Origin of the sequence: Vreelandella aquamarina, from assembly GCF_044805175.1 — a bacterium.
GTDB lineage: Bacteria > Pseudomonadota > Gammaproteobacteria > Pseudomonadales > Halomonadaceae > Vreelandella > Vreelandella aquamarina_B.
The window spans coordinates 2,565,874-2,588,270 of record NZ_CP085232.1; the positions used below are offsets into that span (position 1 = coordinate 2,565,874).

General features: G+C 55.2%; 19 protein-coding genes. 7 read left to right on the forward strand and 12 right to left on the reverse strand.

Annotated elements, in window-relative coordinates:
- Positions 1-148: 148 nt before the first annotated feature.
- Entirely contained in the window at positions 149-1,021 is an 873-nt protein-coding gene (locus LG300_RS11930) for a glycine betaine ABC transporter substrate-binding protein (RefSeq protein WP_404375531.1), read from the forward strand.
- Between the two features lie 227 nt (positions 1,022-1,248).
- On the forward strand, positions 1,249-2,889 hold the full coding sequence (locus LG300_RS11935; protein ID WP_404375532.1) for a BCCT family transporter: 1,641 nt from the start codon (positions 1,249-1,251) through the stop codon (positions 2,887-2,889).
- A 96-nt stretch (positions 2,890-2,985) separates the two neighbouring features.
- On the opposite strand, the gene LG300_RS11940 is transcribed toward LG300_RS11935, so the two are convergent.
- The 3 genes from LG300_RS11940 to LG300_RS11950 all read right to left on the reverse strand — a co-directional run bounded on the left by LG300_RS11940 (position 2,986) and on the right by LG300_RS11950 (position 6,275).
- Positions 2,986-3,711 carry a 3'-5' exonuclease gene (locus LG300_RS11940; RefSeq protein WP_404375533.1) on the reverse strand — a complete coding sequence of 242 codons (726 nt, stop codon included), beginning with the start codon at positions 3,709-3,711 and terminating at the stop codon, positions 2,986-2,988.
- A gap of 1 nt (position 3,712) precedes the next feature.
- Entirely contained in the window at positions 3,713-5,623 is a 1,911-nt protein-coding gene (locus tag LG300_RS11945) for a DUF294 nucleotidyltransferase-like domain-containing protein (RefSeq protein WP_404375534.1), read from the reverse strand.
- A gap of 262 nt (positions 5,624-5,885) precedes the next feature.
- Entirely contained in the window at positions 5,886-6,275 is a 390-nt protein-coding gene (locus tag LG300_RS11950) for a DUF4168 domain-containing protein (RefSeq protein ID WP_404375535.1), read from the reverse strand.
- A gap of 146 nt (positions 6,276-6,421) precedes the next feature.
- On the opposite strand from LG300_RS11950, the gene LG300_RS11955 reads away from it, so the two are divergent.
- Positions 6,422-7,357: a DMT family transporter gene (locus LG300_RS11955; RefSeq protein WP_404375536.1), complete on the forward strand. Its 936-nt coding sequence runs from the start codon at positions 6,422-6,424 to the stop codon at positions 7,355-7,357.
- 103 nt (positions 7,358-7,460) lie between these two features.
- Positions 7,461-8,150: an EAL domain-containing protein gene (locus LG300_RS11960; RefSeq protein WP_404375537.1), complete on the forward strand. Its 690-nt coding sequence runs from the start codon at positions 7,461-7,463 to the stop codon at positions 8,148-8,150.
- A gap of 186 nt (positions 8,151-8,336) precedes the next feature.
- Here the strand turns inward: LG300_RS11960 and LG300_RS11965 are convergent, their stop codons facing one another.
- From LG300_RS11965 to LG300_RS11985, 5 genes are all read right to left on the reverse strand, one after another.
- Positions 8,337-9,479, reverse strand: coding sequence for an RNA-guided endonuclease InsQ/TnpB family protein (locus LG300_RS11965; RefSeq protein ID WP_404375538.1), 1,143 nt, complete (start codon positions 9,477-9,479; stop codon positions 8,337-8,339).
- 139 nt (positions 9,480-9,618) lie between these two features.
- Complete coding sequence (mtgA, locus tag LG300_RS11970; RefSeq protein WP_404375540.1) at positions 9,619-10,335, reverse strand: monofunctional biosynthetic peptidoglycan transglycosylase; 717 nt, start codon at positions 10,333-10,335, stop codon at positions 9,619-9,621.
- Positions 10,336-10,345: 10 nt separating this feature from the next.
- The gene (gene fghA / locus LG300_RS11975) at positions 10,346-11,200 is read right to left on the reverse strand and encodes an S-formylglutathione hydrolase (RefSeq protein WP_404375541.1); all 855 of its coding nucleotides are present in this window, start codon (positions 11,198-11,200) and stop codon (positions 10,346-10,348) included.
- A gap of 93 nt (positions 11,201-11,293) precedes the next feature.
- Positions 11,294-12,403, reverse strand: a complete 1,110-nt coding sequence (locus LG300_RS11980; RefSeq protein WP_404375542.1) for an S-(hydroxymethyl)glutathione dehydrogenase/class III alcohol dehydrogenase — start codon at positions 12,401-12,403, stop codon at positions 11,294-11,296.
- 63 nt (positions 12,404-12,466) lie between these two features.
- Positions 12,467-13,453, reverse strand: a complete 987-nt coding sequence (locus tag LG300_RS11985) for an MBL fold metallo-hydrolase (RefSeq protein ID WP_404375543.1) — start codon at positions 13,451-13,453, stop codon at positions 12,467-12,469.
- Between the two features lie 128 nt (positions 13,454-13,581).
- On the opposite strand from LG300_RS11985, the gene LG300_RS11990 reads away from it, so the two are divergent.
- Entirely contained in the window at positions 13,582-14,469 is an 888-nt protein-coding gene (locus LG300_RS11990) for a LysR family transcriptional regulator (RefSeq protein ID WP_404375544.1), read from the forward strand.
- Here the strand turns inward: LG300_RS11990 and LG300_RS11995 are convergent.
- Entirely contained in the window at positions 14,466-15,833 is a 1,368-nt protein-coding gene (locus tag LG300_RS11995) for an L-serine ammonia-lyase (protein ID WP_404375546.1), read from the reverse strand. The genes LG300_RS11990 and LG300_RS11995 overlap by 4 nt on opposite strands.
- A gap of 194 nt (positions 15,834-16,027) precedes the next feature.
- Here LG300_RS11995 and LG300_RS12000 point away from each other — a divergent pair, with 194 nt between their 5' ends.
- Positions 16,028-16,672 carry a hypothetical protein gene (locus LG300_RS12000; RefSeq protein WP_404375547.1) on the forward strand — a complete coding sequence of 215 codons (645 nt, stop codon included), beginning with the start codon at positions 16,028-16,030 and terminating at the stop codon, positions 16,670-16,672.
- Positions 16,673-16,805: 133 nt separating this feature from the next.
- Here the strand turns inward: LG300_RS12000 and rpoD are convergent, their stop codons facing one another.
- From rpoD to rpsU, 3 genes are all read right to left on the reverse strand, one after another.
- Complete coding sequence (rpoD, locus tag LG300_RS12005) at positions 16,806-18,665, reverse strand: RNA polymerase sigma factor RpoD (protein WP_404375548.1); 1,860 nt, start codon at positions 18,663-18,665, stop codon at positions 16,806-16,808.
- A 224-nt stretch (positions 18,666-18,889) separates the two neighbouring features.
- Positions 18,890-20,743: a DNA primase gene (dnaG, locus tag LG300_RS12010; protein ID WP_404375549.1), complete on the reverse strand. Its 1,854-nt coding sequence runs from the start codon at positions 20,741-20,743 to the stop codon at positions 18,890-18,892.
- A gap of 188 nt (positions 20,744-20,931) precedes the next feature.
- Positions 20,932-21,147, reverse strand: a complete 216-nt coding sequence (rpsU, locus tag LG300_RS12015) for a 30S ribosomal protein S21 (protein ID WP_016416934.1) — start codon at positions 21,145-21,147, stop codon at positions 20,932-20,934.
- A gap of 201 nt (positions 21,148-21,348) precedes the next feature.
- Between rpsU and tsaD the strand changes: the two genes are divergently transcribed.
- Positions 21,349-22,392 (forward strand): tRNA (adenosine(37)-N6)-threonylcarbamoyltransferase complex transferase subunit TsaD, encoded by a 1,044-nt coding sequence (tsaD, locus tag LG300_RS12020; RefSeq protein ID WP_404375550.1) that lies wholly within the window; start codon positions 21,349-21,351, stop codon positions 22,390-22,392.
- The last annotated feature ends 5 nt before the right edge of the window (positions 22,393-22,397 follow it).

Consider the following 22,397-nt stretch of genomic DNA (forward strand, 5'->3'; position numbering starts at 1 on the left):
GACGCTACGTTGACCATGGCACTTGATCCACCAGTGATGAGTGATCATGCTGAAAGCGCCACAACGTAATTTACGTTAAGCCGATACATATAAAGTTGTTCTATACCGCAGTGGCTGCTGCCACTGCCCAACACCAGGGAGCAAGTGAATGAAAACTCGTACGTTGAATCACCGCATCCGTCTCGCTTCATTAGCCCTTATTGCCGGTACTGGACTCGCTACCGGTAGCATGGTTCATGCCCAAGACCAGGGCACAGTTAATTTGGCCTACGTAGAGTGGTCTTCTGAGGTCGCCTCCACTAACGTCATCGCCGCCGTCCTTGAGCAAGCGGGCTTTGAGGTTGAGCTGACCTCGCTCTCTGCTGCCGCTATGTTCCAAGCCCTCTCCACAGGGGATGCGGATGCTATTGTGGCAGCTTGGTTGCCAACAACCCATGCTGATTACATGGAGCGTGTCGGTGGCAGCACTGAAGATCTAGGTGCCAACCTAGACGGCACTAAGCTTGGCTTGGTAGTCCCTGAGTACACTGATGTGGACTCTATCGCTGACTTAAACGATAACGCCGATAGCTTCAACGGCGAGATCATCGGTATTGACCCTGGTGCAGGCCTGATGGCACTCACCGAAAAAGTCGTGGATACCTATGACCTTGAGCTGAACCTACGTAGCGGCAGCGGTGCTACCATGACCGCAGCGCTGGCCAGCGCTATTCAAAACGAAGAGGATGTGGTTGTTACTGGCTGGACGCCCCATTGGATGTTTGCCCGCTTCGACCTGAAATACCTCGAAGATCCGGAAAATGTCTATGGCGGTGCCGAGCAGATCCACACTGTTGTGCGTGACGGGCTGAAAGAGGATATGCCTGAAGCCTACGCCATTCTGGATGCATTCGAGTGGACTCCCGAGCAGATGGGTGAAGTCATGCTGATGAACCAAGAAGATGGCAGCGACCCCTATGAAAACGCTAAGCAGTGGGTCGAAGAGAACCAAGACGTGGTTGAGCAGTGGCTCAATAGCTAAGTTTTTTCGCCTAAGCGTTAAATAACAGGGGGCTTCGGCCCTCTGTTGTCGTTGTAAACATTGCGCTTTTTCATGGTAATGTTCGCTCGCGTTGAAAGGAAACTAAGAAACGTTTGTTACTATTAGCTCTGTAACGCACGCCTGCTGCTACATTTGCTGCGGTTCAGTGCCCAGCACTGTTCTAAAAAGTTTATATAGCGGTTTCTGTTCGACATGGAGAGGCTCCTGTGGATAATCCTGACTCTAAGCGACCCCCTGAAGAGCCGGTCTCAGAGGGCATACCCGCCCCTGATGGCCCGGCTAACCTGATTGATACCGATTACGTGATCGGTCAGGACAACATTACCACTAATGCGATGGGCTTTAACCTTGACCTGCATGGCAAGGTTTTCACCATTTCTGCGTTAGTGGTACTGCTATTTGTAGTGCTGACCCTAGCACTGCAGGACATTATCTCACCCGTTTATGATGCTATTTTTAGCTTCCTGACGGGTAATTTGGCATGGTTCTTTATTCTGGCTGCCAATATTTTCGTCATCCTCTGCTTGGGCTTAATTGTCTCCCCACTGGGTAAAATCCGTATTGGCGGTGCTGATGCCAAACCGGATTTTACCTACACCGGCTGGTTCTCCATGCTGTTTGCCGCTGGTATGGGCATTGGGCTGATGTTCTTTGGTGTCAACGAGCCATTAACTCACTTTGGCACATCATTAGATGGTAGCGATTGGGCACCGTTGGCAGGTGCTGAAGGTGATACCGCTGGTGCTGCTGCACTGGGCATGGCGGCGACTATCTTCCACTGGGGCCTTCACCCCTGGGCCATTTATGCCGTTGTCGCACTGTCGCTGGCGCTGTTCTCGTTCAATAAAGGCCTGCCGCTCTCCATGCGTTCTGTCTTCTACCCGCTGCTGGGCGAGCGCGTATGGGGTTGGCCGGGTCATCTGATCGATATTCTAGCGGTATTCGCCACGCTATTTGGTTTGGCAACATCGCTCGGTTTGGGTGCTACCCAAGCAGCGGCAGGCTTGACTTATCTGTTCGGCGCGCCGGAAAGCGACATTACGATGATCCTACTGATCATCGGTATCACCATTATCGCTATCGGCTCGATTGTCGCCGGGGTGGATAAAGGCGTTCAGCTGCTGTCCAAAATCAACATTGCGATGGCAGCCGCTCTGCTGTTCTTCGTCATTGCCGTTGGCCCGACGCTGCTGATTGCTACCGGTTTCTTTGAGAACCTGCTGAACTACGTTGTTCACCTTCCCGCCCTGTCAAACCCGTTTGGTCGAGAAGACGCTAACTTTAGCCAAGGCTGGACTGCCTTCTACTGGGCGTGGTGGATCTCCTGGTCTCCGTATGTCGGTATGTTCATCGCACGGGTTTCCCGTGGCCGTACCGTACGCGAGTTCCTTATTTCCGTACTCATCGTCCCTTCCGTGGTATCGGTACTATGGATGACTACCTTCGGTGGCACTGCCATTGATCAGTACGTTAACCAAGGTATTGAAGCCGTTCGTAATGCGGGTGTGGATCTGCAGCTGTTCGTCATGCTGGAGCAGCTGCCGTTGTCACAAATCACCTCGTTTATCGCTATCATACTGGTGGTAGTGTTCTTCGTGACCTCGTCGGATTCCGGCTCGCTGGTTATCGACTCTATCACCGCAGGCGGCAAGGTAGACGCACCGAAACCGCAGCGTGTGTTCTGGGCGATTATCGAAGGTGCGATTGCTATTGCGCTGCTGCTAGGCGGTGGTTTGACCGCTCTGCAGACCATGGCTGTCTCCACCGGTTTCCCGTTCACCATCATCCTGCTAGTGGCGTGTTACGCTATTATCAAGGGCTTGATGAGCGAACCCAAAGCGGTATAACAACAGGCGCTTACTTAGCGCTCAGTACGCAAACGGGCAGCCAATGGCTGCCTGTTTGCATTTCACAACAATGACAAAACCAATACTCCTCGGCCGCTAACACCACAACGCTTTTAGCGGCGTCTCTGGCGTATAGCGATTGGCGATTTGTGCTTGCAGCAGCTCAGCAGTGGCCAGCGCATCTACCAAGGCGTGGTGCCCCTGGTAAGCTGGCAACCCATAACGCTCGCGGCTGGCATTCAGGCGGATCGACACCGGTGGCCGACCGAGCCAGCGACGAAAGCGTGCCCATAGTGTTTGCCGGTGCAGACGTGCTTCCAGCGACATTGTATCGATCATTGGAAACATCACTCCCTCTCCCCGCCGTTCTTTCACTGCCGCATCAAGAAAGGGGCGTTCAATATTGCGAAAGTGAACGACCACCACACGCCCTGCTAGTATCTCCAACAGCTCATCCAGTACGGCATCCAGGTCTGGCGCATCGGCAATTTCAGAGTGAGTAATATGATGATAAGCAATGGAGGCTTCATCCAGCGGCCGGGGTGGCTTCACCACCCAGTAACGGCGCTGGGCTAGAGGAATACGCCCCAGGGTGAACAGCACCACGCCGATACTCACAATGCCGTGACGGCGTTCGTCTAGCCCAGTGGTTTCCATATCCAGCGCGACCATGGGCACTTCTGATAAAGGTGTTTCTGGATCTGGCAGTGCTGTACTGAAAAAGCGTTTCAGCGTTTCATCTTTAGCATGCTCAGCACGGGTAGCCATATAACCTGCCCAATCGGCCTGGGTTACTTTAGAGCGCGGTCGAATACCTTGCATATCAGCGCCCCTGCCGCTGCGTTGGCACTGGATAGCGGAATTTTAAAAACTTCTGTGCATTGCTCAGCACTTGGAAGGCATCTTTCAGGGTATGCCGCTCACTATCTTCTACATTTTCAGGCTCGATGTTGTTATCCGGCTCGCGCTCCTCCTGCAGATCTATCATCTGATGGCGAATCCGCGACATGCACAAAAACTCAAAGGCATAGCTCAGCTTATCGCTGACACCAGTGGCGAGTAGTTGCGTTTTACTGATGTCTTCTAAACGCTGAAAAGAGTTTTGTGCTTTAGAGCCACAGGCCAGTGCATGGACGCGAATCAGGTCCACCATCGGCGCCGTACCGCGCCGCTTTAGGTTGATGGAGTTATTGTGCTTGCCATCTTTTTCCATCACGAACGTGCGGAAAAAGCCTAATGGCGGCGTGCGGTTGAGCGCATTACGCGCCATAGCGGCTAAGAACAACGGCGACTTGGGAGCCGTTTGGGCAATCAAATCCTGGAGCGTTTCGACGAACAGGTCTTCCCCATAGATGCTATCGAGATCGAAAAAGATCGAGCTGTGCAGCAGTTTCTCGGGAGTTGGGTTAGCCATCCAGTCCTGGAAGTAGCGCTTCCATACTCGCAATGGCTGTCGCCACTGGCGGTTGGTTGCCATGACATCACCCTTGCAGTAGGTGTAGCCGCAGGCTGCTAGACCATCGCTGACAAACGCTGCGAGTGCATGGAAATACTCGTCGTGCTCCTCAGGGTTAAAGTCATCGGACAGAATCAGCGCATTATCTTGGTCGGTGACAATGCTCTGCTCATTACGCGCCATAGAGCCGTTGACCATATAGCAGTACGGCACCGGTGGCGGTCCCAGCGTATCTTCTGCCAGTTCTAACAACCGTCGAGTAAAGCTACGCCCAATAGTGGAAAGCGCACTGCCCACCATTTGTGAGTTAGCCCCCTCCTGTACCATCCGCACAAAGGCGGCGCGTACATCTGGTGCTAGCTTGGCCAGTCCCTGCGCACTAGACTGATTAAAGATGTTGCTGACTAAATAGAGTCCGCTGTGGGTTTCATAGCGAATAATGTCAGATAGATGAACTACTCCTACCGGACGCTGGCGGTAAAGTACCGGCAGATGATGTACGTTGTTACGCAGCATAGTCAGCATTGCTTCATATATTGAAGCATCTGACTGCACGGTAATTAGCCGTTCCGACACGACCTCGCCAATAGGCGTGCTGGACGATAACCCTTCAGCCACCACGCGGGTACGGAAATCGCTGTCAGTCAGAATACCGCACATCTGCCAGGTTTTGCCTTCGCTGTCCTGGAAGCTGTAACGGGGGTTGTTGCTCCCTTCATTGATAACCAGCACGGCAGAGGCCTGGGCATCACTAATCTGCTTCGCCGCCTGCTGCACGCTGGTAGTAGACTCCACCATGACCGGATAACGGGTGACTAGTTTACGAATGCGAGTCACCATCATGTCATTAGACTTTTTCTGTTGCTCTGCGGCAGTCTCTAATCGAGGACGCTCCAACTCGACGAAGTCAGCGAAGTCATCATCCTCTTCGCATAGCCGTTGAAATACCTCATTGGGAATAAAGTAAATCAAGGTATCTTCAATAGCTTTGGCGGGAAAGCGGACCTTATGGTTACGCAGCAGGCTAAAGTGGCCAAAGATATCCCCCTCACCCAGGCGATTATAAAGCTCACCTTGGCGGCGATACACTTCAACGGCGCCACTGCGAATGTAGCAAAGCTCATTCAGCGTATCGTTAAGCTTGAAAATATCGCTATCCGTTTTGAAGTAGCTAACCTCTACCTGTTCGGCAATAGCGTCCAACAGTTCATCCGATAATCCATCAAATGGGGGGAACTGCCCCATGTGCTGGCGTATTTCTAATAGCTCAACGTCCATACGCTCTCCTGCTGGGCGTCTTTCTCTATAGTTGGCTATCAGGTAGCCAATCCCTAGCTAAGTTTGGCGTGATCTGCCAGCACCGTAAACCCTTGATTCAGGAAACCTTGGCAGTAGGGTAAAAGGATGGTTTAACAAAAAAGCCCAGCGCCGTAGCGCTGGGCTTTGTATGGCTATCGGTGCGACAAGATACTTCGCACGTTAAGGAAAATCTGGCACTATCCTTTGCATAGCCATTAATGATTCAGGCAATCGATGGCGCTTATGACTGGTTAGCCATCTCTTGAACGCGCTGCATCATTTCCGGATCTTGTTGAATCGACTGTCCAATCGCATTGAAGGTATCAACATCCAGACCGCTATCTTCAACAACTTCGATCATGCGGTCGTTAGCTTCAGCGCGAACTTCCTGTTGGGCGGCTTCGTCTTCTGCTTCCTGCAGACGCTGTGTGTACTCTTGTGAGATCACGGCGATTTCTTGAGAAGCATCGGCGAACTGCTGTAGCTGCTGATCAGAAAAATCCTGGGTCGGCGCTTGCTGGGTAGCCATCGGATCCTGTGCTTGGCCTTCGGCTTGCTGTGCTTGGGCAGTACCAGCCAGCAGGCCAGTGGCGAGAAGTGCAGCAGAGAACAAAGCAGTCATACGTTGCATGGTAAGAAACCTCATTGGCGCGTTATGAATGTGCCCAGTGTGACGCGTCGTTCAGGCGCAGGTTCAATTTTTTATGTAAAACTAAGTAACCAAAAGAACAAAGCGTAAACCACCCCTACCATACTTCTTACTGACCAAGGAGCATTATGCCTATTAATTTCAATAAGTTAAAAGAACAAGATGCTGCCTCGCTTGGGCTTGCTGCGATGCCTGGCGTGTTCGTTCTTTTATGGAGCACCGGCTTTATTGGCGCAAAATTTGGTCTGCCTTATGCAGAACCATTCACCTTTTTATTTATTCGCTTTGTGCTGACCCTGATGCTGCTCATTCCATTAACGTGGGTAATGCGTATTGCCTGGCCTACATCACCCAGGTTATGGAAACACATTGCGGTGTCGGGTTTGCTTGTTCATGGTACTTATCTCGGAGGTGTGTTCTACGGCATTTATCTGGGCATGCCAGCAGGCTTAGCCGCCCTCCTAGTAGGCCTTCAACCGCTGTTAACTGCAGCCTGCGCAGGCCCACTGCTGGGTGAACGGCTTACCGGGCGTCAGTGGTTAGGCCTGTTGTTGGGCTTGGTGGGTATCAGCTTAGTATTGGGTAGCAAGCTGGAATTAGGCAGCACGCTGTTTAGCGGTTTTGGCATTGGAGCGCTGTTGAGCGTGATGGCGGCGCTAATAGGTATTTCCTTGGGCACGCTATACCAAAAACGCTACTGCACCAGTATGCCGCTACTATCCGGCGCGGTGATTCAATATATGGCAGCCGGCGTGCTGTTAGGAATTGGCGCACTACTGTTTGAATCTCGCGAGATTGAGTGGAGCACAACATTTATACTAACGCTTGGCTGGCTCGTGCTGATTCTGTCAATTGCCGCTATCCTGCTATTGATGGCCTTAATAAAAAAGGGGGAGGCCTCCCGCGTGGCGAGTCTCTTTTATCTTGTGCCGCCCGTCACCGCGCTACAAGCATGGTGGCTATTTGACGAGCGCTTACCGCTATTAGGCTTAATAGGCATGGTGGTTGCCATTGCAGGTGTCGTCATGGTGGTGCGACCTTCAGCTAATAACAGCGCAAAATGATTAAAACTCCAGGGCTTGGAAAAACATGACAGCACAACCTCATTGCGCCAGGGTAAACGGTGTTTGCAATCGCTGCGATCCGCCTGTCCCCTTTGCGTTTACGATGGCCTTTCAACCGATAGTCGATGTAGCGCAACGCCAGGTAGTCTATTACGAAGCACTGGTGCGAGGCGTGAATGGAGAATCAGCCTTTTCCATCCTTGAGCAAGTCACTGATGAGTTAATGTATCGCTTTGATCAGGCTTGCCGAGTAAAAGCGATTGAGCTTGCCAGCGAGCTAGGCATGGAGGCGCGGCTGTCAATTAACTTCCTCCCTAACGCTGTATATGAGCCGGAAGCTTGCATTCAATCAACTCTCGAAACATCGCAGCGGGTAGGCTGGCCCACCCAGCGGCTTAATTTTGAGATTACCGAAACCGAGCGGGTGGTGGATCGCTCCCGTATGCGCACTATTATTGATAGCTATCGCCGCATGGGCTTCACTACCTCACTGGATGATTTTGGCAACGGCTACGCGAACCTAGACCTACTGACAGAGCTAAACCCCGACACATTGAAAATCGACCGTGAACTGGTCATGGGATGTGATAGCAGTACGCGTCGTCAGGCCATTCTAAAAAGCGTAGTGGCACTGGCTCGGACGCTAGGCACCCAGCTAGTGGCAGAGGGTGTGGAAACCCGCGAAGAGTCGCGCTGCTTGCTAGCACTAGGCATTCCAGTACAGCAAGGCTACTACTTTGCCCGCCCACAAGTGAGAAAGCTTCCCACTGTAGGGCCGGAAAAGTATGACTAAGACAGCAGGGCTAGGGCAGTAGGGCTAGGACCGTTTGACCTCCTCCCCTTCCTCAGCTTCTTAGGAAGCTGCCGCCTGCGGCGGAAAGGAAGGGGATTCCCTGGTTGTCGCCTTCCAGGTTCCTGCTTCGCTGTCCGTTGCCTTCAATGCCTTGGCATTGCCGGTCTTACACAAACTCAACAGGCGTCAATTCCCGAGGGCCCCTCGGTATTTGCTGCAACTCTCGGCACCGGCGAGTAGCGCGGTGCCGGCTTGTAGGATGTTTCGAGCGGCATTGAGGTCACGGTCAATGCCCTGGGTACCGCAGCCTGGGCAATCCCAGGCGCGCACATCGAGCGGCAGTGCCTCCCGCACAAAACCGCAGCCATGGCAGCGCTTGCTACTGGGGTACCAGCGGTCGATCTGGACGAACTGCCGCCCCGCCCACGCCGCTTTGTACTCAAGCTGGCGAACCAACTCCCCCCAGCCGACATCGCTGATCGCTTTGGAAAGGTGACGGTTTTTAACCAGGTTCTTCACCTGCAAACTCTCCGCCGCGATCACTTGGTTGTCGTTCACGATCTGGCGGGTGAGTTGATGCAGGTGGTCACGCCGAGTATCGGCAATCTTGGCATGGCATTTAGCCACTTTTAGCCGCGCCTTGGCACGGTTATTTGAACCTTTTTGCTTACGGCTCAATTGCCGCTGCGCCCGCGCCAGCTTGCGCGCATAGCGTGCCGTATGGCGGGGATTGTTGACCCGCTGACCCTCGCTGGTGACGAATAGGTCTTTCAGCCCCAGGTCGATACCGACCATTTTGGGCGTGATCGGCAGCGCTTTAGTGTCCACTTTGCACAGGCAGCTAATGAAGTAACGACCGGCGCGGTCTTTGGAAACGGTCACCGTGCTGGGTGCTGAGGGCAGGTCGCGGCTCCAGCGGATGTTGAGCGGTTCGCGGCACTTGGCCAGCGTGATCTGGCCATTGCGGTACGAAAACGCCGAACTGGCAAAGGTGGCCGACTGCCGGTGTTTCTTGGATGTAAAGTGGGGGTAGCGTGCCCGCTTGGCAAAGAAGTGTTTGAACGCGGTTTGCTGATGGCGTAAGCATTGCTGCAACGGCACCGAACTAACCTCGGTTAGAAAGGCGGTGTCCGGCTGCTTCTTGAGTTGCGTCAGGAACGCACTGGCGTCGTGATAGCCGATTTTCTCCTGGCGCTGATAGAACGCATTGGTGCGATAGCGCAGCACCGTGTTCCAGACAAACCGGACGCACCCGAACGTCCGCGCCAGCAGGGTTGCCTGCTCGGGCGTCGGATAGAAACGGTATCTGTAGGCGCGTTCGGTTGTCATGGCTTACACATTAGCCATCTAGTGGTAAGAAAACAAGGCGTCCTGGCGGACGCCGCGCTATCCATCCGCTCACTAAAAGTAAGCGGTTTTCCGCGCTGACTGATAACGAGAACAGAACGGCCAGCTAGCTGCCTGGCCGTTACAGCCGTTCGAGATAGGCAGTGCCGCCCAAATTGCGCATTTGTTGGCGAATCCACTGGCTGCGGCGCTCTACTTGGGCGTCGGGGCGGGAGGCACTGCGATTGCGAGGGCTAGGTAAAATAGCGGCCAGCAAGCTTGCCTGACGCTCGGTCAGAGCGCTTCCCGAGGCACCGAAATAGTGGTTGGCGGCCGCCTCTAATCCAAAGACGCCGGTATCCCACTCCGCTACGTTAAGGTAGACCTCTAAAATCCGCTGTTTACCCCATAGCGTTTCAATCAGCAGGGTAAACCACGCTTCTAGTGCTTTGCGCACCCAGCTACGCCCGCTCCATAAAAACACGTTTTTCGCCGTTTGTTGGCTCAGCGTACTGGCTCCCCTGAGCCGTTCACCGTCACGGCTAGCCTCCCAGGCTCGACGCATTTCAATAAAATCGAAACCGCGATGCTGGGGAAAACGCTGATCTTCCGCTGCAATGACCGCTAGTTTGGCATTACTGGATAACTGATCCCAACCACGCCACTGGCGCTGAATATCGATAGGTTCGCTATGAATCCAACTTTGCACCTTACGCTCGACCATCACCATGGAGCCCGGTGGATGCACAAACCGAAACAGCACGACCAAGGCAACCGAGAGCACCACAAACCCAAGCGCACTACGCCAGATAAGACGCCATAGTAAGCGAAGAAAACGGCGTAGCGCGCGATTGAGCATTTCAGAACCCTTAGCGTTTCATGAGGTGTTCCGCATGATAGCGCAAATGATCCTCAATGAACGAGGCGATAAAGAAGTAGCTGTGATCGTAGCCCGGCTGGCGGCGAAGCGTCAGCGGATGATCATGCTCGTCACACACGGCTTCCAAGCGTTCCGGCATAAGCTGCTCTTCCAAGAACTGGTCCGCTTCGCCCTGGTCGATGAACAGCCGCTGGCGGGAAGCACCATTGGCTACTAGCTCGCAGGCGTCGTACTGGCGCCAACGCGATGGGTCATCGCCTAAATAAGTGGTGAATGCTTTTTGCCCCCAGGGGCAGTTCATCGGGTTTACGATAGGTGCAAAGGCGGATACGGAGCGGAAACGTCCCGGATGGCGCAAGGCAAGAATCAACGCCCCGTGTCCGCCCATAGAGTGCCCGCTGATCGACTCACGGCCGTTAACCGGAAAGTGCTGACGCACCACCGAGGGCAGCTCTTCAATCACGTAGTCGTACATGCGGTAGTTAGACTTCCACGGCGCTTGCGTGGCGTTGACGTAGAAGCCTGCACCAGAGCCAAGGTCGTAACTGTCATGCTCACCTGGCAAATCTGTTCCCCGCGGACTGGTATCCGGGCAAACAATCGCCACGCCCAGCTCGGCAGCGATGCGGTGAGCGCCTGCCTTCTGCATAAAGTTTTCGTCGTTGCAGGTCAGCCCTGATAGCCACCACAGCAGCGGCACGCGCTCGTTTTCAGCCTGGGGCGGCAGATAAACGGCGAAGACCATATCGCAGTCCAGCGCCCGGGAGTAGTGGCGGTAGCGCTTGTGCCAGCCACCAAAACTTCGGTTGGCCGACACCAGTTCTAAAGTTTCACTCATGCTCATGGGCAGGCTCCTTGAGAAGATGAAAACGCGGCGGGTCTCCCCTACCGCGTTCGTTTACCCGGTTATCAATACTCTTTGTTCGCTAGATGATACTCAGTAATGCAGGACGGTACGAATACTCTTGCCCTCATGGAGCAGATCGAAAGCTTCGTTGATCTTCTCAAACGGCATATCGTGGGTGATAAAGTCGTCGATGTTGAGCTCACCATTCATATAGCGCTCCACATAGCCCGGCAGTTCGCTACGCCCTTTCACACCGCCGAACGCGGAGCCCTTCCAAACGCGGCCGGTGACCAGCTGGAACGGGCGCGTTGAAATCTCTTCGCCAGCGCCTGCCACGCCGATAATGATCGACTCACCCCAGCCCTTGTGGCAGCACTCCAGCGCAGAGCGCATGACGTTGACGTTGCCGATACACTCGAAGGAGTAGTCGACGCCGCCGTCAGTCATATCCACAATGACCTGCTGAATCGGGTCGCTGTAATCTTTTGGATTCACAAAATCGGTGGCACCAAACTGTTTGGCCAGGGCAAATTTATCTGGATTGACGTCGATCGCGATGATTTTAGACGCTTTGGCCATTACCGCGCCCTGGATCACCGCTAAACCAATCGCACCCAGCCCAAACACGGCAATAGTAGAGCCCGGCTCTACTTTCGCGGTATTCATAACAGCGCCGATACCGGTGGTAACACCACAGCCCAGTAGGCAGATTTTATCCATGGGCGCTTCTTTGGAAACCACGGCCAGCGAGACTTCCGGCAGCACGGTGTACTCGCTAAACGTGGAGGTGCCCATGTAGTGGTGCAACATTTTGCCATCTAGCGAGAAGCGCGAAGTACCGTCAGGCATGACGCCTTTCCCTTGCGTCGCACGCACGCTGCCACATAGGTTGGTTTTACCCGACAGGCAGAATTTGCACTTGCCACATTCGGCGGTGTAGAGCGGAATGACGTGGTCGCCCGGCTTCACGCTGGTGACACCTTCGCCCACTTCTTGAACAACACCCGCGCCCTCGTGGCCGAGTACCGCTGGGAAGTTGCCCTCAGGGTCGGCGCCGGAGAGCGTGTAAGCATCGGTGTGGCACACGCTGGTGGCGGCCATTTTGACCAGCACTTCACCCGCCTTCGGGCCTTCCACATCAATCTCAACTAGCTCAAGCGGCTTACCCGCTTCAAGTGCAACTGCCGCACGTGATTTCATGGTCACTCCTCTGGATTCGCTGTTGTCGAGCACGCTGCGACGTGCTCGCCTAAAAGGTATGAATTATTCGCTATCGCCAGTGACAGGCCCAAATTCGATGGGCAGCCAGCGGTAGCCTTCCTCGTCTTCGACGATATGACCAATGCCAGGGAACGGCATATGGGCACCGGCCACCCAGTGCTTATCCTCAACCGCGCTTTCCAGGACGGCTTCACGAGTGCGCACCGCCTGCTCGGGGTCGGAATCAAATTCGATGGCAACGCTTGGGTCGGCAAACTGCACACCGTAGCTGTGGACGACATCGCCCCACACCAACATGGCATCATCGTCACTGTTGAGCATAAAGCTCGCATGGCCCGGCGTATGGCCGTGGGTGTCTTGCGCGACGATGCCCATTAGCAGCTCATCGCCCGGCGCGAAGGGGCTGAATCGGCCAGCCTCTTGATAGGGAGCCACGGCGTCTTGCGCCATGGTAAAGAAGGCTCGCTCCTCCTCCGGAAGCGCTTGAGAGCGCTCTTCGTCCAACCAGAAGTCAGCGTCGCCTTGACTGGCACGCAGCTCCGCATTGGGGTAAACCGCATCACCGTTCTCATCCGCCAAACCACAGACGTGGTCAGGATGCAGGTGGGTCATCAAGATCGTATCGACCTCTTCTGGCGCATAGCCCGAAGCGCGTAAATTCTGCTCTACTTGGCCTAGGGTGGGGCCAAAGCACGCTGCAGAGCCTGCATCTACCAGCACCAGGTTCTCGCCGGTATGAATTAAAAAGGCGTTTACGGCGGTTTGCATGCCGCTCTCGGCATCAATGAATAGCGCGTTGAGATGGCGCAGAATCTCGTCCTGCTCCATGCCTTTCAGCAGCGAGGTATTTAGAGTGGTGTGGCCATCGTACAGCGCCGTCACTTCGATATCTCCCACCATCATACGGAACCACCCTGGCGCCTGCTCCTGCTGCTGGGCAGGCACCTCTGCCTGGGCAGCAGCGGCCCAACCGGCGCTAATGGCAGCCACTAAAGCACGACGAGACCAGCGTGAAGAGATCATCGGCATAAGCAAGACACTCCATGGATACGCGAAAGGGACTTGCAGTGTAGGTCAGCTAGGCTAAGGGGATAAAGCGGGATACACTCACAAGATTATTGCCACTGAGCAACAATCTAACGTGTAAAAGGGAATACATGCAGCGCTGGGATCGTATTGAAGCGTTTGTGGAAGTGGTGAGGTTGGGTACTTTTTCCGCTGCCGCACGGCATTTAAAAGTCTCTACATCACATATCAGCCGTTTGGTCAGCCAGCTTGAGAACCAGCTTGGCGTACAGTTGCTCTATCGCACCACACGGCAGATCCGTTTAACCGATGCAGGGGCGCTCTACGTGGAGCACTGCCGTCATCTATTTGACGGGCTGCGGGACGCCGAGCAAGCCATTAGCGAACTACAAGCAAAACCCCACGGACTGCTGAAACTGACCTCAGCCACCACCTTTGGTGAGCGCTATATCGCGCCTTTGGTCAATGACTTCCAACGCCTGCATCCGCAGCTTGAGGTGCATATGCACTTCACTAACCGCCCGGTAGAGCTGATTGAAGAAGGCTACGACATTGCCATTCGCATGGGCGTGCTAAAAGATTCCAGCCTGATCGCCAGACGGCTATGCGAACGGCGGGAGTACGTAGTGGGGTCGAAAGCCTATTTTCGCCAAGCCCCTAGGCCCCATACCCTGTCAGAACTGAGCCAACATCGCTGCTTAATCGGCTCGCGCCCCAACTGGCTCTTCGAGGTCAACGGCCAGCGCCGCGAGGTGAAGGTAGAAGGGTGTTGGAGCGGCAACTCTGGCCCTGCCCTGCTAGACGCAGCGCTAAAAGGGCTTGGCCTAGCCCAACTACCGGATTACTACGTGGCCCCTTACCTTGCCAGCGGCGAGCTGGTATCGGTACTGGAGCCTTTTCAGCACAATGATACGGCGGTTTGGGCAGTCTACCCCCGTCATCGCCATCTTTCGCCGAAAATTCGCCAGTTAGTGGATTATCTAGTCGCAAATATTGCCACTTCGCTGGCCGTGACTTAACACTCAATCGCGTTGACCGCGAGGCCGCCTTTTGAGGTTTCTTTGTATTTATCCTGCATATCACGGCCGGTATCACGCATAGTACGAATGACTTTATCCAGCGAGACAAAGTGGTCGCCGTCGCCGTGCAGCGCCATGCGCGCAGCGTTGATCGCCTTTACCGACGCAATCGCGTTGCGCTCGATACAGGGCACCTGTACTAATCCCGCCACAGGGTCACAGGTGAGCCCTAAATTATGTTCTAGGCCAATTTCTGCAGCGTTTTCTACCTGTTTGGGCGTGCCCCCTAGCACTTCGGCAAGCCCAGCGGCGGCCATGGCGCAGGCCGAGCCAACTTCCCCTTGGCAACCCACTTCCGCCCCAGAAATGGAGGCGTTCTTTTTGCACAGGATGCCCATAGCGCCAGCAGCGAGTAAAAAATCCACCACATCCCCGTCGCAGGCGTCTGGTTCAAATTTCAGGTAGTAGGCCAGCACTGCAGGCACTATGCCTGCCGCGCCATTGGTAGGCGCAGTCACCATGCGCTTGCCGGCGGCGTTCTCCTCATTCACTGCTAACGCAAACAGGTTGACCCAATCCATCACGGTAAAGCTAGTCACAATCAGGCGCTGGTTGGCGGGCGGTGTGAGCAACTGTTGATGCAGTGCGTTAGCACGACGGCGTACATTTAAACCTCCCGGCAGCCGCCCGGTGGCTTTCAAGCCGTTATCAATGCTTTGACGCATGGCGTGCCAAATGGTTAACAGCTCTTGGCGAATCACGGCTTCGCTGCGCCAGGCTTTCTCATTTTCAAGCATCAGCTCACTGATACGCAGACCGTGCTGCTGGCAAAGTGCCAGTAGCTCATTCGCCGACTCAAACGGGTAAGGCAGCGCCGTTTTATCTTCATCTAAGCCACCCCGATCCGCACAGGCCTGATCCACATAAAACCCACCACCGAGAGAGTAGTAGGTGTTGGTGGCCACTACTGTCTCGTGTTGATACGCCGTCAGCACCATAGCGTTAGGGTGGAACGGCAGGCAGCGCTCATCCCACTCGATATCCTGTGTTCGATTAAACCCAAGTGCTTGACCATTAGGCAGCATCAGCGGTTCACCGCTGTCTAATGCAGCCAAACGTCCGGCAATTGCATCAGGGTCAACCGCCTCCGGCGTTTCGCCCATCAGGCCCATCACTACCGCCTTATCCGTACCATGGCCAACGCCCGTGGCCGCCAGCGAGCCATGCAGTCTCACCACTAAGCGAGTGATTTCCGAAGCTGTCAGCGCTGTTACAAAATCCCGCGCTGCCCGCATGGGGCCAACGGTATGTGAACTAGATGGACCTATGCCAATTCGAAATAGATCAAAGACGCTAATTGCCATAACGGTACCCGCCCTCAACGGTAATGATTACCTGCTTATAGCTACTTTGCAGCTTTACCCGCTGGCCGTCGAGCATTCTTCAGAAGGTTAGACGTGCGAGCATAGAAAGGTGACGATATAATGAACATTCGCTCCTGCATGTTTATTTGCCTTATTTCTCCCCGTTAATGCTTCACCCCGATAAGGATATTGGTATGTTATCACCTCCCCCGTGGGCAATTAGCTTTCGCACCGCCCTACTTCGTGCCACGCTCTATACGCTCGCCATAGGCGGTATTGCTCAAGGTGGCTACCTAGAGGCGCTTTACCTCCCTGAGGTGCGCTACACCGAGCTTGGCTTCACCGAGTTCACTCAAACGCTAGTGCTGGCTAGCTGTTGCGCCTTGCTTTTGTATATACGCCAAGTGCTTAAAGTATGGCCAACGGTAACGCTGCTATTATTGGCATTTGTGTCTGCTTCACTAGTTCGAGAGCAGGATTACTTTCTGGACACTTACGTGGCAGATAACACCTGGAAGCTGATGGTAGCTCTGATTGTGCTACCGAGCCTTGCTTGGGTCATTATTCACCGCCAACGCTTTCTGGATGAATTCCGCTACTACAGCAATACGTTTTCATTCGGGCTGTTTACGGCAGGCGTGTTGGTCACCTATATCTTCTCCCGCCTCTATGGCCGTCAGGCCTTTTGGCGCGCCGTGCTTGAGGATAACTATCTCCGCATCTTTAAAGATATCGCCGAAGAAGCCATTGAGCTGCTGGGCTATAGCTTGATTTTGTTCGCCATGATTGAGCTACTCTTCCTTGCTCGCCGCCTGCATCGCGCACGGCTGACGCCTTAATTTCGCCCAATGCTAGCCCCTTATTAGCTACACAGTAGCAATATACAAAGTAGCAATATACAAAAAGCCCGCCGTTCGCATGGAACAACGGGCTTTTTGGTCTAACCAACTACTTTCGGTTCAGACTGTCTGCTTATTCGTCTAGGAACGAACGCAGCGGCTCTGAGCGGCTGGGGTGGCGCAGCTTGCGCAGCGCTTTAGCTTCAATCTGACGAATACGCTCACGGGTGACGTCAAACTGTTTGCCTACCTCTTCCAGCGTGTGGTCAGTATTCATATCGATACCGAAACGCATACGCAGGACTTTCGCTTCGCGAGCGGTCAAACCGCCCAGTACGTTGCGAGTCGCTTCGATCAAACCTTCACCGGTGGCCATATCGATTGGCAGCAGCATAGTGCCATCTTCGATGAAATCACCTAGGTGTGAATCGTCGTCGTCACCAATCGGCGTCTCCATGGAGATCGGCTCTTTGGCAATTTTTAACACCTTGCGTACTTTATCTTCCGGCATTTCCAGACGTTCGCCCAGCTCTTCTGGGGTCGGCTCACGGCCCATCTCCTGAAGCATCTGACGGGACACACGATTGAGCTTATTGATCGTCTCAATCATATGGACCGGAATACGAATGGTACGCGCCTGATCCGCGATAGAGCGGGTAATGGCCTGGCGAATCCACCACGTAGCGTAGGTCGAGAACTTGTAGCCACGACGGTATTCGAACTTATCTACCGCCTTCATCAAACCGATGTTGCCTTCCTGAATCAAATCCAGGAACTGTAGACCGCGGTTGGTGTACTTCTTGGCAATCGAGATTACCAAGCGCAAGTTCGCCTCGACCATCTCTTTCTTGGCACGACGCGCCTTCGCTTCACCAATTGACAGCTTACGATTTACCTCTTTGAGGTCGGCAACCGTAAGCTGCACCATGTCCTCTTCAAAGGCAATCTTACGCTGAGAGCGGGCGATATCAGCACGCAGCGGCTCCAGACGATCGGCGTACTTGGGGTACGCTTCCTGGAAGGCATCCAGCCACTTCGGGTCGGACTCGTGGCCAGGGAACGACTTGATAAACGTCTTGCGCGGCACCTTCGCTTTCTTGACGCAAAGCTGCATCACCGCTTTTTCCTGGGCGCGCACCTGCTCGACGCTAATTCGCACCTGACCCACCAAACGCTCGAAGTGCTTCGGCACCAGCTTGATCGGTGAAAACAGCTCGGCAAGACGCTCCTGCTCGAACTTCAGCTCCGCGCTACCCCGGCCATGCTTTGCCAGTGCCGCTTCAACGGCAGCGTGCTGCTCACGGATCTGCTCAAAGCGTGCTTTGGCTTCTTCAGGGTCCGGGCCGCCTTCGCTGGCAGTGGCGTCATCATCTTCGTCGTCGTCGCTGTCACTGTCGATGTCGTCATCATCGCTCAGCTCGGTATCGACCTCCGGCTCCGGCACTTCCGCTTCGGCAACGCCCGGAATGCCCTCATCGGGGTCAATAAATCCGGAAAACAGGTCGGATAAACGCCCAGGAGCTTCTTCGTCCTGGGTAGCGTCATAGGCTTCAAGAATCGAGGAAACCGCGCCTGGCAGGTACGCCAGCGCAGACATCACTTCCCGCGTGCCCTCTTCAATCCGCTTGGCGATTTCGATTTCGCCTTCACGGGTCAAAAGCTCAACCGTACCCATTTCGCGCATATACATACGCACTGGGTCGGTAGTGCGACCAACGTCGCTTTCCACGGCGGCGAGTGCCGCGACGGCCTCTTCCGCAGCGGACTCGTCCGTGGAGTGATCCGACATCATCAAAGTGTCTTCATCCGGCGCTTCCTCAACGACACTGATACCCATGTCGTTGATCATGCCAATGATGTCTTCCACTTGATCCGGGTCGGCGATATCCTCGGGTAGATGGTCGTTGACCTCGGCATAGGTCAGGTAGCCCTGCTCCTTGCCGCGCGCGATCAACTCCTTCAGACGTGACTGCTGCTGCGCATTTCCAGCCATAGAAACCCTATCTCGACGAAGAAGAATGAAACACCTGGGGCGCTGAATCGATTAAACTCAACAAGCCGAACAGTATAGCGTAAATAGCCGGATTTTTTCCAGCGAAACGTATTTGCGCGGTCATTCAGGTGTGTTAGTTTGTTCGGTTAGGCCAGCGCCTGGCGACTAACCCTGTATGTGGTGCTGAACACTGGGAATTCAACCCAATAACGTCAAACTCTCTCTTATTGGCGCTGAGATAGTTCAATTAGTAGCTCTCCTACCCGCCGCCGCTGCTGTGGGTCAAGCTTCTGGCCCGAGCGCTCCAGCGTTAAAAGTGCATCGTACTCTTCCTGGGGCGAGCGCTTACGCTGCTTATCCTTAAAATGCTCCACAAGCCCCTTTAGTTCAGAGGCTAACGTCGACTTGGGGATAGGCAACTCACGCATAGCCAGCTCAGCCAGCCACTGCCCCTCCTGACTTCCCTGAAAGTGAGCCAATATCACGTGCGGGCTGCGGTAACGGCCAGCCTGCAGCAGGGTTATCAGATGTCGGCATAACGATGCTTCTTCGCTTTCCGGCAGCCAATCGAGTGACTCCGGTAGTGATGCCACCAAACGCGGTTCGTGCAGCAACAGCTGCACAATACGGCCCACCGTAGAAAGCGCTTGAGGCGCTGCCCCTCGGCGACGGCCACCACGGCCAGCGGAGCGGCGCTGAACCTGCTCCGGCGGTGCATCTTGGGTAGGCTCCTCCACCGGCACCCACTGCGACGACGCTTTTGCGGCTGCCGTGCGCTTATCCAACAGCGCCTGCAGCTGCGACTGCGCCAGCCCACTACGCTTTGCCAACGCTTCAAGCAGTAGCGATTTGAGCATGCCTTCGGGCACTTTGTTCAGCGCCTCCAGCACCTGGCTGGCAAACCGTTCACGCCCCTCCACCGTGTTCAGGTCGCGCCCCTGGGCAGCCTGCTCAAAAAGAAACTCCGAGAGCGGCATCGCGCAGGTGACACGATCCTGAAACGCCTCGCTACCTTCCCGACGAACCAGTGAATCTGGGTCGTCGCCTTCGGGCAGGAATAGAAAGCGCGCCTCGCGGCCATCAATCATTTGTGGCAGCGCAGTTTCCAGGGCACGGCTAGCCGCTTGGCGGCCGGCGCGATCACCGTCGAAGCAGAACACCACGCGGCTCACCAGCCGAAACAGGCGGCTCAAGTGGTCTTCCGTGGTCGCGGTGCCCAAGGTAGCCACGGCGTTATGAATGCCGTACTGGGCCAGCGCCACCACGTCCATATAGCCCTCCACCATCACCAACTGCTCTAGCTTGCTGGAGGCTTGGCGTGCCTCATACAAACCGTATAGTTCGCGCCCCTTATGAAAGACAGGAGTTTCTGGTGAATTGAGGTATTTCGGCTGCTCATCCCCCATGACCCGGCCGCCAAAGCCAAGCGTACGGCCACGCAAATCGCGGATGGGAAACATTACCCGGTCGCGGAAGCGGTCATAGGTACGTCCGGTGTCCTCCCGGTGAATCAGCAGGCCGTACTCCACCTGCACCGGCTCGCTAATGCCTTTTGCAATAAGGTGCTGCTTTAACGCCTCCCAACCACCCGGCGCGTAACCAATGCCGTAGGTGTCGATCACCTCTGGCGAAAGCCCGCGCCCTTGCAAGTAGCGCTGGGCGCTTTGCCCTTCCTGCATTTTCAGCCGCTCGCGGTAGAAGCTGGCGGCCACTTCCAACAGGTTGACGCCCTCTTTACGCTTCTTCTCACGCTGCTGGGCACGCGGGTCATCAGCCCCCTCACGGGGCACATCCAACCCTAAACGCCCAGCCAATTGCTCTACCGCTTCGGGGAACGGCAGCTTGTCGTACTCCATTAGAAAACGCAGTGCGTTACCGTGGGCGCCGCAGCCAAAGCAGTGATAAAACTGCTTATCGGCGCTCACCGTAAACGACGGTGTTTTTTCCTGGTGAAACGGACACAGGCCAGAGAAGTTGCGACCCGCTTTTTTGAGCTGCACGCGCTCGCCAACCACTTCCACCACATCAACGCGGCCAAGCAGGTCGTCAATAAAACGCTGTGGAATTTGGCCTGCCATGAACTGCGGGCATCCTCGCGCGAAGCGCTTATGGGCGGGCCTAACGTCATCAGGCAGCGCACCCGATCACCTTAAACCGCGCAAAACACACATCACAGAACGAAAAACAAACGGCCACCTAAGTGGCGGCCGCTTGGCATCCCTCTTGAGACAACCAGCTAACCGCGCTGGCTCTCCCTAGGTACGGATCAATAGAGCCGTTCGAAACGCTTACGCTCACGCTGCAACTTCTTAGCGTGACGTTTTACGGCAGCTGCCGCTTTGCGTTTACGCTCAGCAGTCGGCTTCTCGTAGTGCTCGCGACGACGTACTTCAGACAGAACGCCAGCTTTTTCGCAAGAACGCTTGAAGCGACGCAGGGCGACGTCAAACGGCTCGTTATCACGTACTTTTACAGAAGGCATTAAGCACTCACCTACCTTAAGGAGTCTTGAGTTCGGATAGTACGCACACCGAACAAGACGGTGTACGACCCAGTTTTTACAGCGCACAGTAGTCTAGTCGCGGTTGACGATCTTTGCAAATGCTTACGCCCCTTTAGTACCACAATGCTAAACTAGCCGATTTTAAGCCTCTGCCTTATCACCTACACGAGTTCTTTTGCTATGCGCGTACTGGGCATTGAAACGTCTTGCGACGAAACCGGCGTCGCCATCTATGATACCGCGTTCACCGGTGGCCGCGGCCTGCTGGCTGATGCGCTGTATAGCCAAATCGCCATGCACGCCGAGTACGGCGGCGTGGTGCCCGAACTGGCCTCCCGTGACCATACCCGCAAGCTGTTGCCATTGATTGATCAGGTACTCAAGGACGCCAGCCTCACCCGTAACGACTTGGACGGCATCGCCTACACCGCCGGGCCGGGACTCGTCGGCGCCCTGATGGTCGGCGCCAGCACCGCCCACGGCATGGCCAAAGCGCTGGATATTCCGGTGCTTGGCGTTCACCACATGGAGGGCCACCTGCTGGCCCCAATGCTGGAAGATGACGCCCCTGAGTTCCCGTTTGTGGCGCTATTGGTCTCAGGTGGCCACACCCAGCTGGTGGAGGTACAAGGATTGGGGCACTACCGGCTACTGGGTGAGTCGGTGGACGACGCCGCTGGGGAAGCCTTTGATAAAGCCGCTAAAATGCTCGGCCTTGCCTACCCAGGCGGCCCGCTGGTGGCCAAACTCGCTGAACAGGGCGATCCGAAGCGGTTTCGTTTTCCACGCCCGATGACCGACCGCCCCGGCCTGGATTTTAGTTTCTCCGGTTTAAAAACCCATACCCTCACCGCGATTCGCCAGTTAGAGGCAGCAGGTGAGCTGGATGAACAGGCGAAAGCCGATATTGCACGGGCCTTTGAAGAGGCCGTGGTGGATACGCTGGTGATCAAATGCCGCCGAGCGCTCGACCAAACCGGCCTAAAGCGCATTGTGATGGCGGGCGGCGTGAGCGCCAATACCCGTCTGCGGGAGCGGCTAGCGCTGGAGACACAAAAGCGCCAAGCCCGCGCTTACTACCCCCGCGGGCGTTTTTGTACCGACAACGGCGCCATGATTGCCTACGTCGGCGCACAGCGCTTGGCGGCGGGCGAACGGGATGACAACGGCGTGATGCAGGCCACTCCCCGCTGGCCGCTTGATACCTTAAAGGCGCCTGAATAGCCCAA

Bases quoted from the DNA above. Each gene is read 5' to 3' on its own strand.
- fghA (WP_404375541.1), bottom strand. From the start codon at position 11,200: ATGAGCATGAGTGAAACTTTAGAACTGGTGTCGGCCAACCGAAGTTTT.
- LG300_RS11945 (WP_404375534.1), bottom strand. From the start codon at position 5,623: ATGGACGTTGAGCTATTAGAAATACGCCAGCACATGGGGCAGTTCCCC.
- dnaG (WP_404375549.1), bottom strand. From the start codon at position 20,743: ATGGCAGGCCAAATTCCACAGCGTTTTATTGACGACCTGCTTGGCCGC.
- LG300_RS11930 (WP_404375531.1), top strand. From the start codon at position 149: ATGAAAACTCGTACGTTGAATCACCGCATCCGTCTCGCTTCATTAGCC.
- mtgA (WP_404375540.1), bottom strand. From the start codon at position 10,335: ATGCTCAATCGCGCGCTACGCCGTTTTCTTCGCTTACTATGGCGTCTT.
- LG300_RS11995 (WP_404375546.1), bottom strand. From the start codon at position 15,833: ATGGCAATTAGCGTCTTTGATCTATTTCGAATTGGCATAGGTCCATCT.
- LG300_RS11960 (WP_404375537.1), top strand. From the start codon at position 7,461: ATGGCCTTTCAACCGATAGTCGATGTAGCGCAACGCCAGGTAGTCTAT.
- rpoD (WP_404375548.1), bottom strand. From the start codon at position 18,665: ATGGCTGGAAATGCGCAGCAGCAGTCACGTCTGAAGGAGTTGATCGCG.
- LG300_RS11955 (WP_404375536.1), top strand. From the start codon at position 6,422: ATGCCTATTAATTTCAATAAGTTAAAAGAACAAGATGCTGCCTCGCTT.
- LG300_RS11980 (WP_404375542.1), bottom strand. From the start codon at position 12,403: ATGAAATCACGTGCGGCAGTTGCACTTGAAGCGGGTAAGCCGCTTGAG.
- LG300_RS11990 (WP_404375544.1), top strand. From the start codon at position 13,582: ATGCAGCGCTGGGATCGTATTGAAGCGTTTGTGGAAGTGGTGAGGTTG.
- LG300_RS12000 (WP_404375547.1), top strand. From the start codon at position 16,028: ATGTTATCACCTCCCCCGTGGGCAATTAGCTTTCGCACCGCCCTACTT.
- LG300_RS11965 (WP_404375538.1), bottom strand. From the start codon at position 9,479: ATGACAACCGAACGCGCCTACAGATACCGTTTCTATCCGACGCCCGAG.
- LG300_RS11940 (WP_404375533.1), bottom strand. From the start codon at position 3,711: ATGCAAGGTATTCGACCGCGCTCTAAAGTAACCCAGGCCGATTGGGCA.
- tsaD (WP_404375550.1), top strand. From the start codon at position 21,349: ATGCGCGTACTGGGCATTGAAACGTCTTGCGACGAAACCGGCGTCGCC.
- LG300_RS11950 (WP_404375535.1), bottom strand. From the start codon at position 6,275: ATGCAACGTATGACTGCTTTGTTCTCTGCTGCACTTCTCGCCACTGGC.
- rpsU (WP_016416934.1), bottom strand. From the start codon at position 21,147: ATGCCTTCTGTAAAAGTACGTGATAACGAGCCGTTTGACGTCGCCCTG.
- LG300_RS11985 (WP_404375543.1), bottom strand. From the start codon at position 13,453: ATGCCGATGATCTCTTCACGCTGGTCTCGTCGTGCTTTAGTGGCTGCC.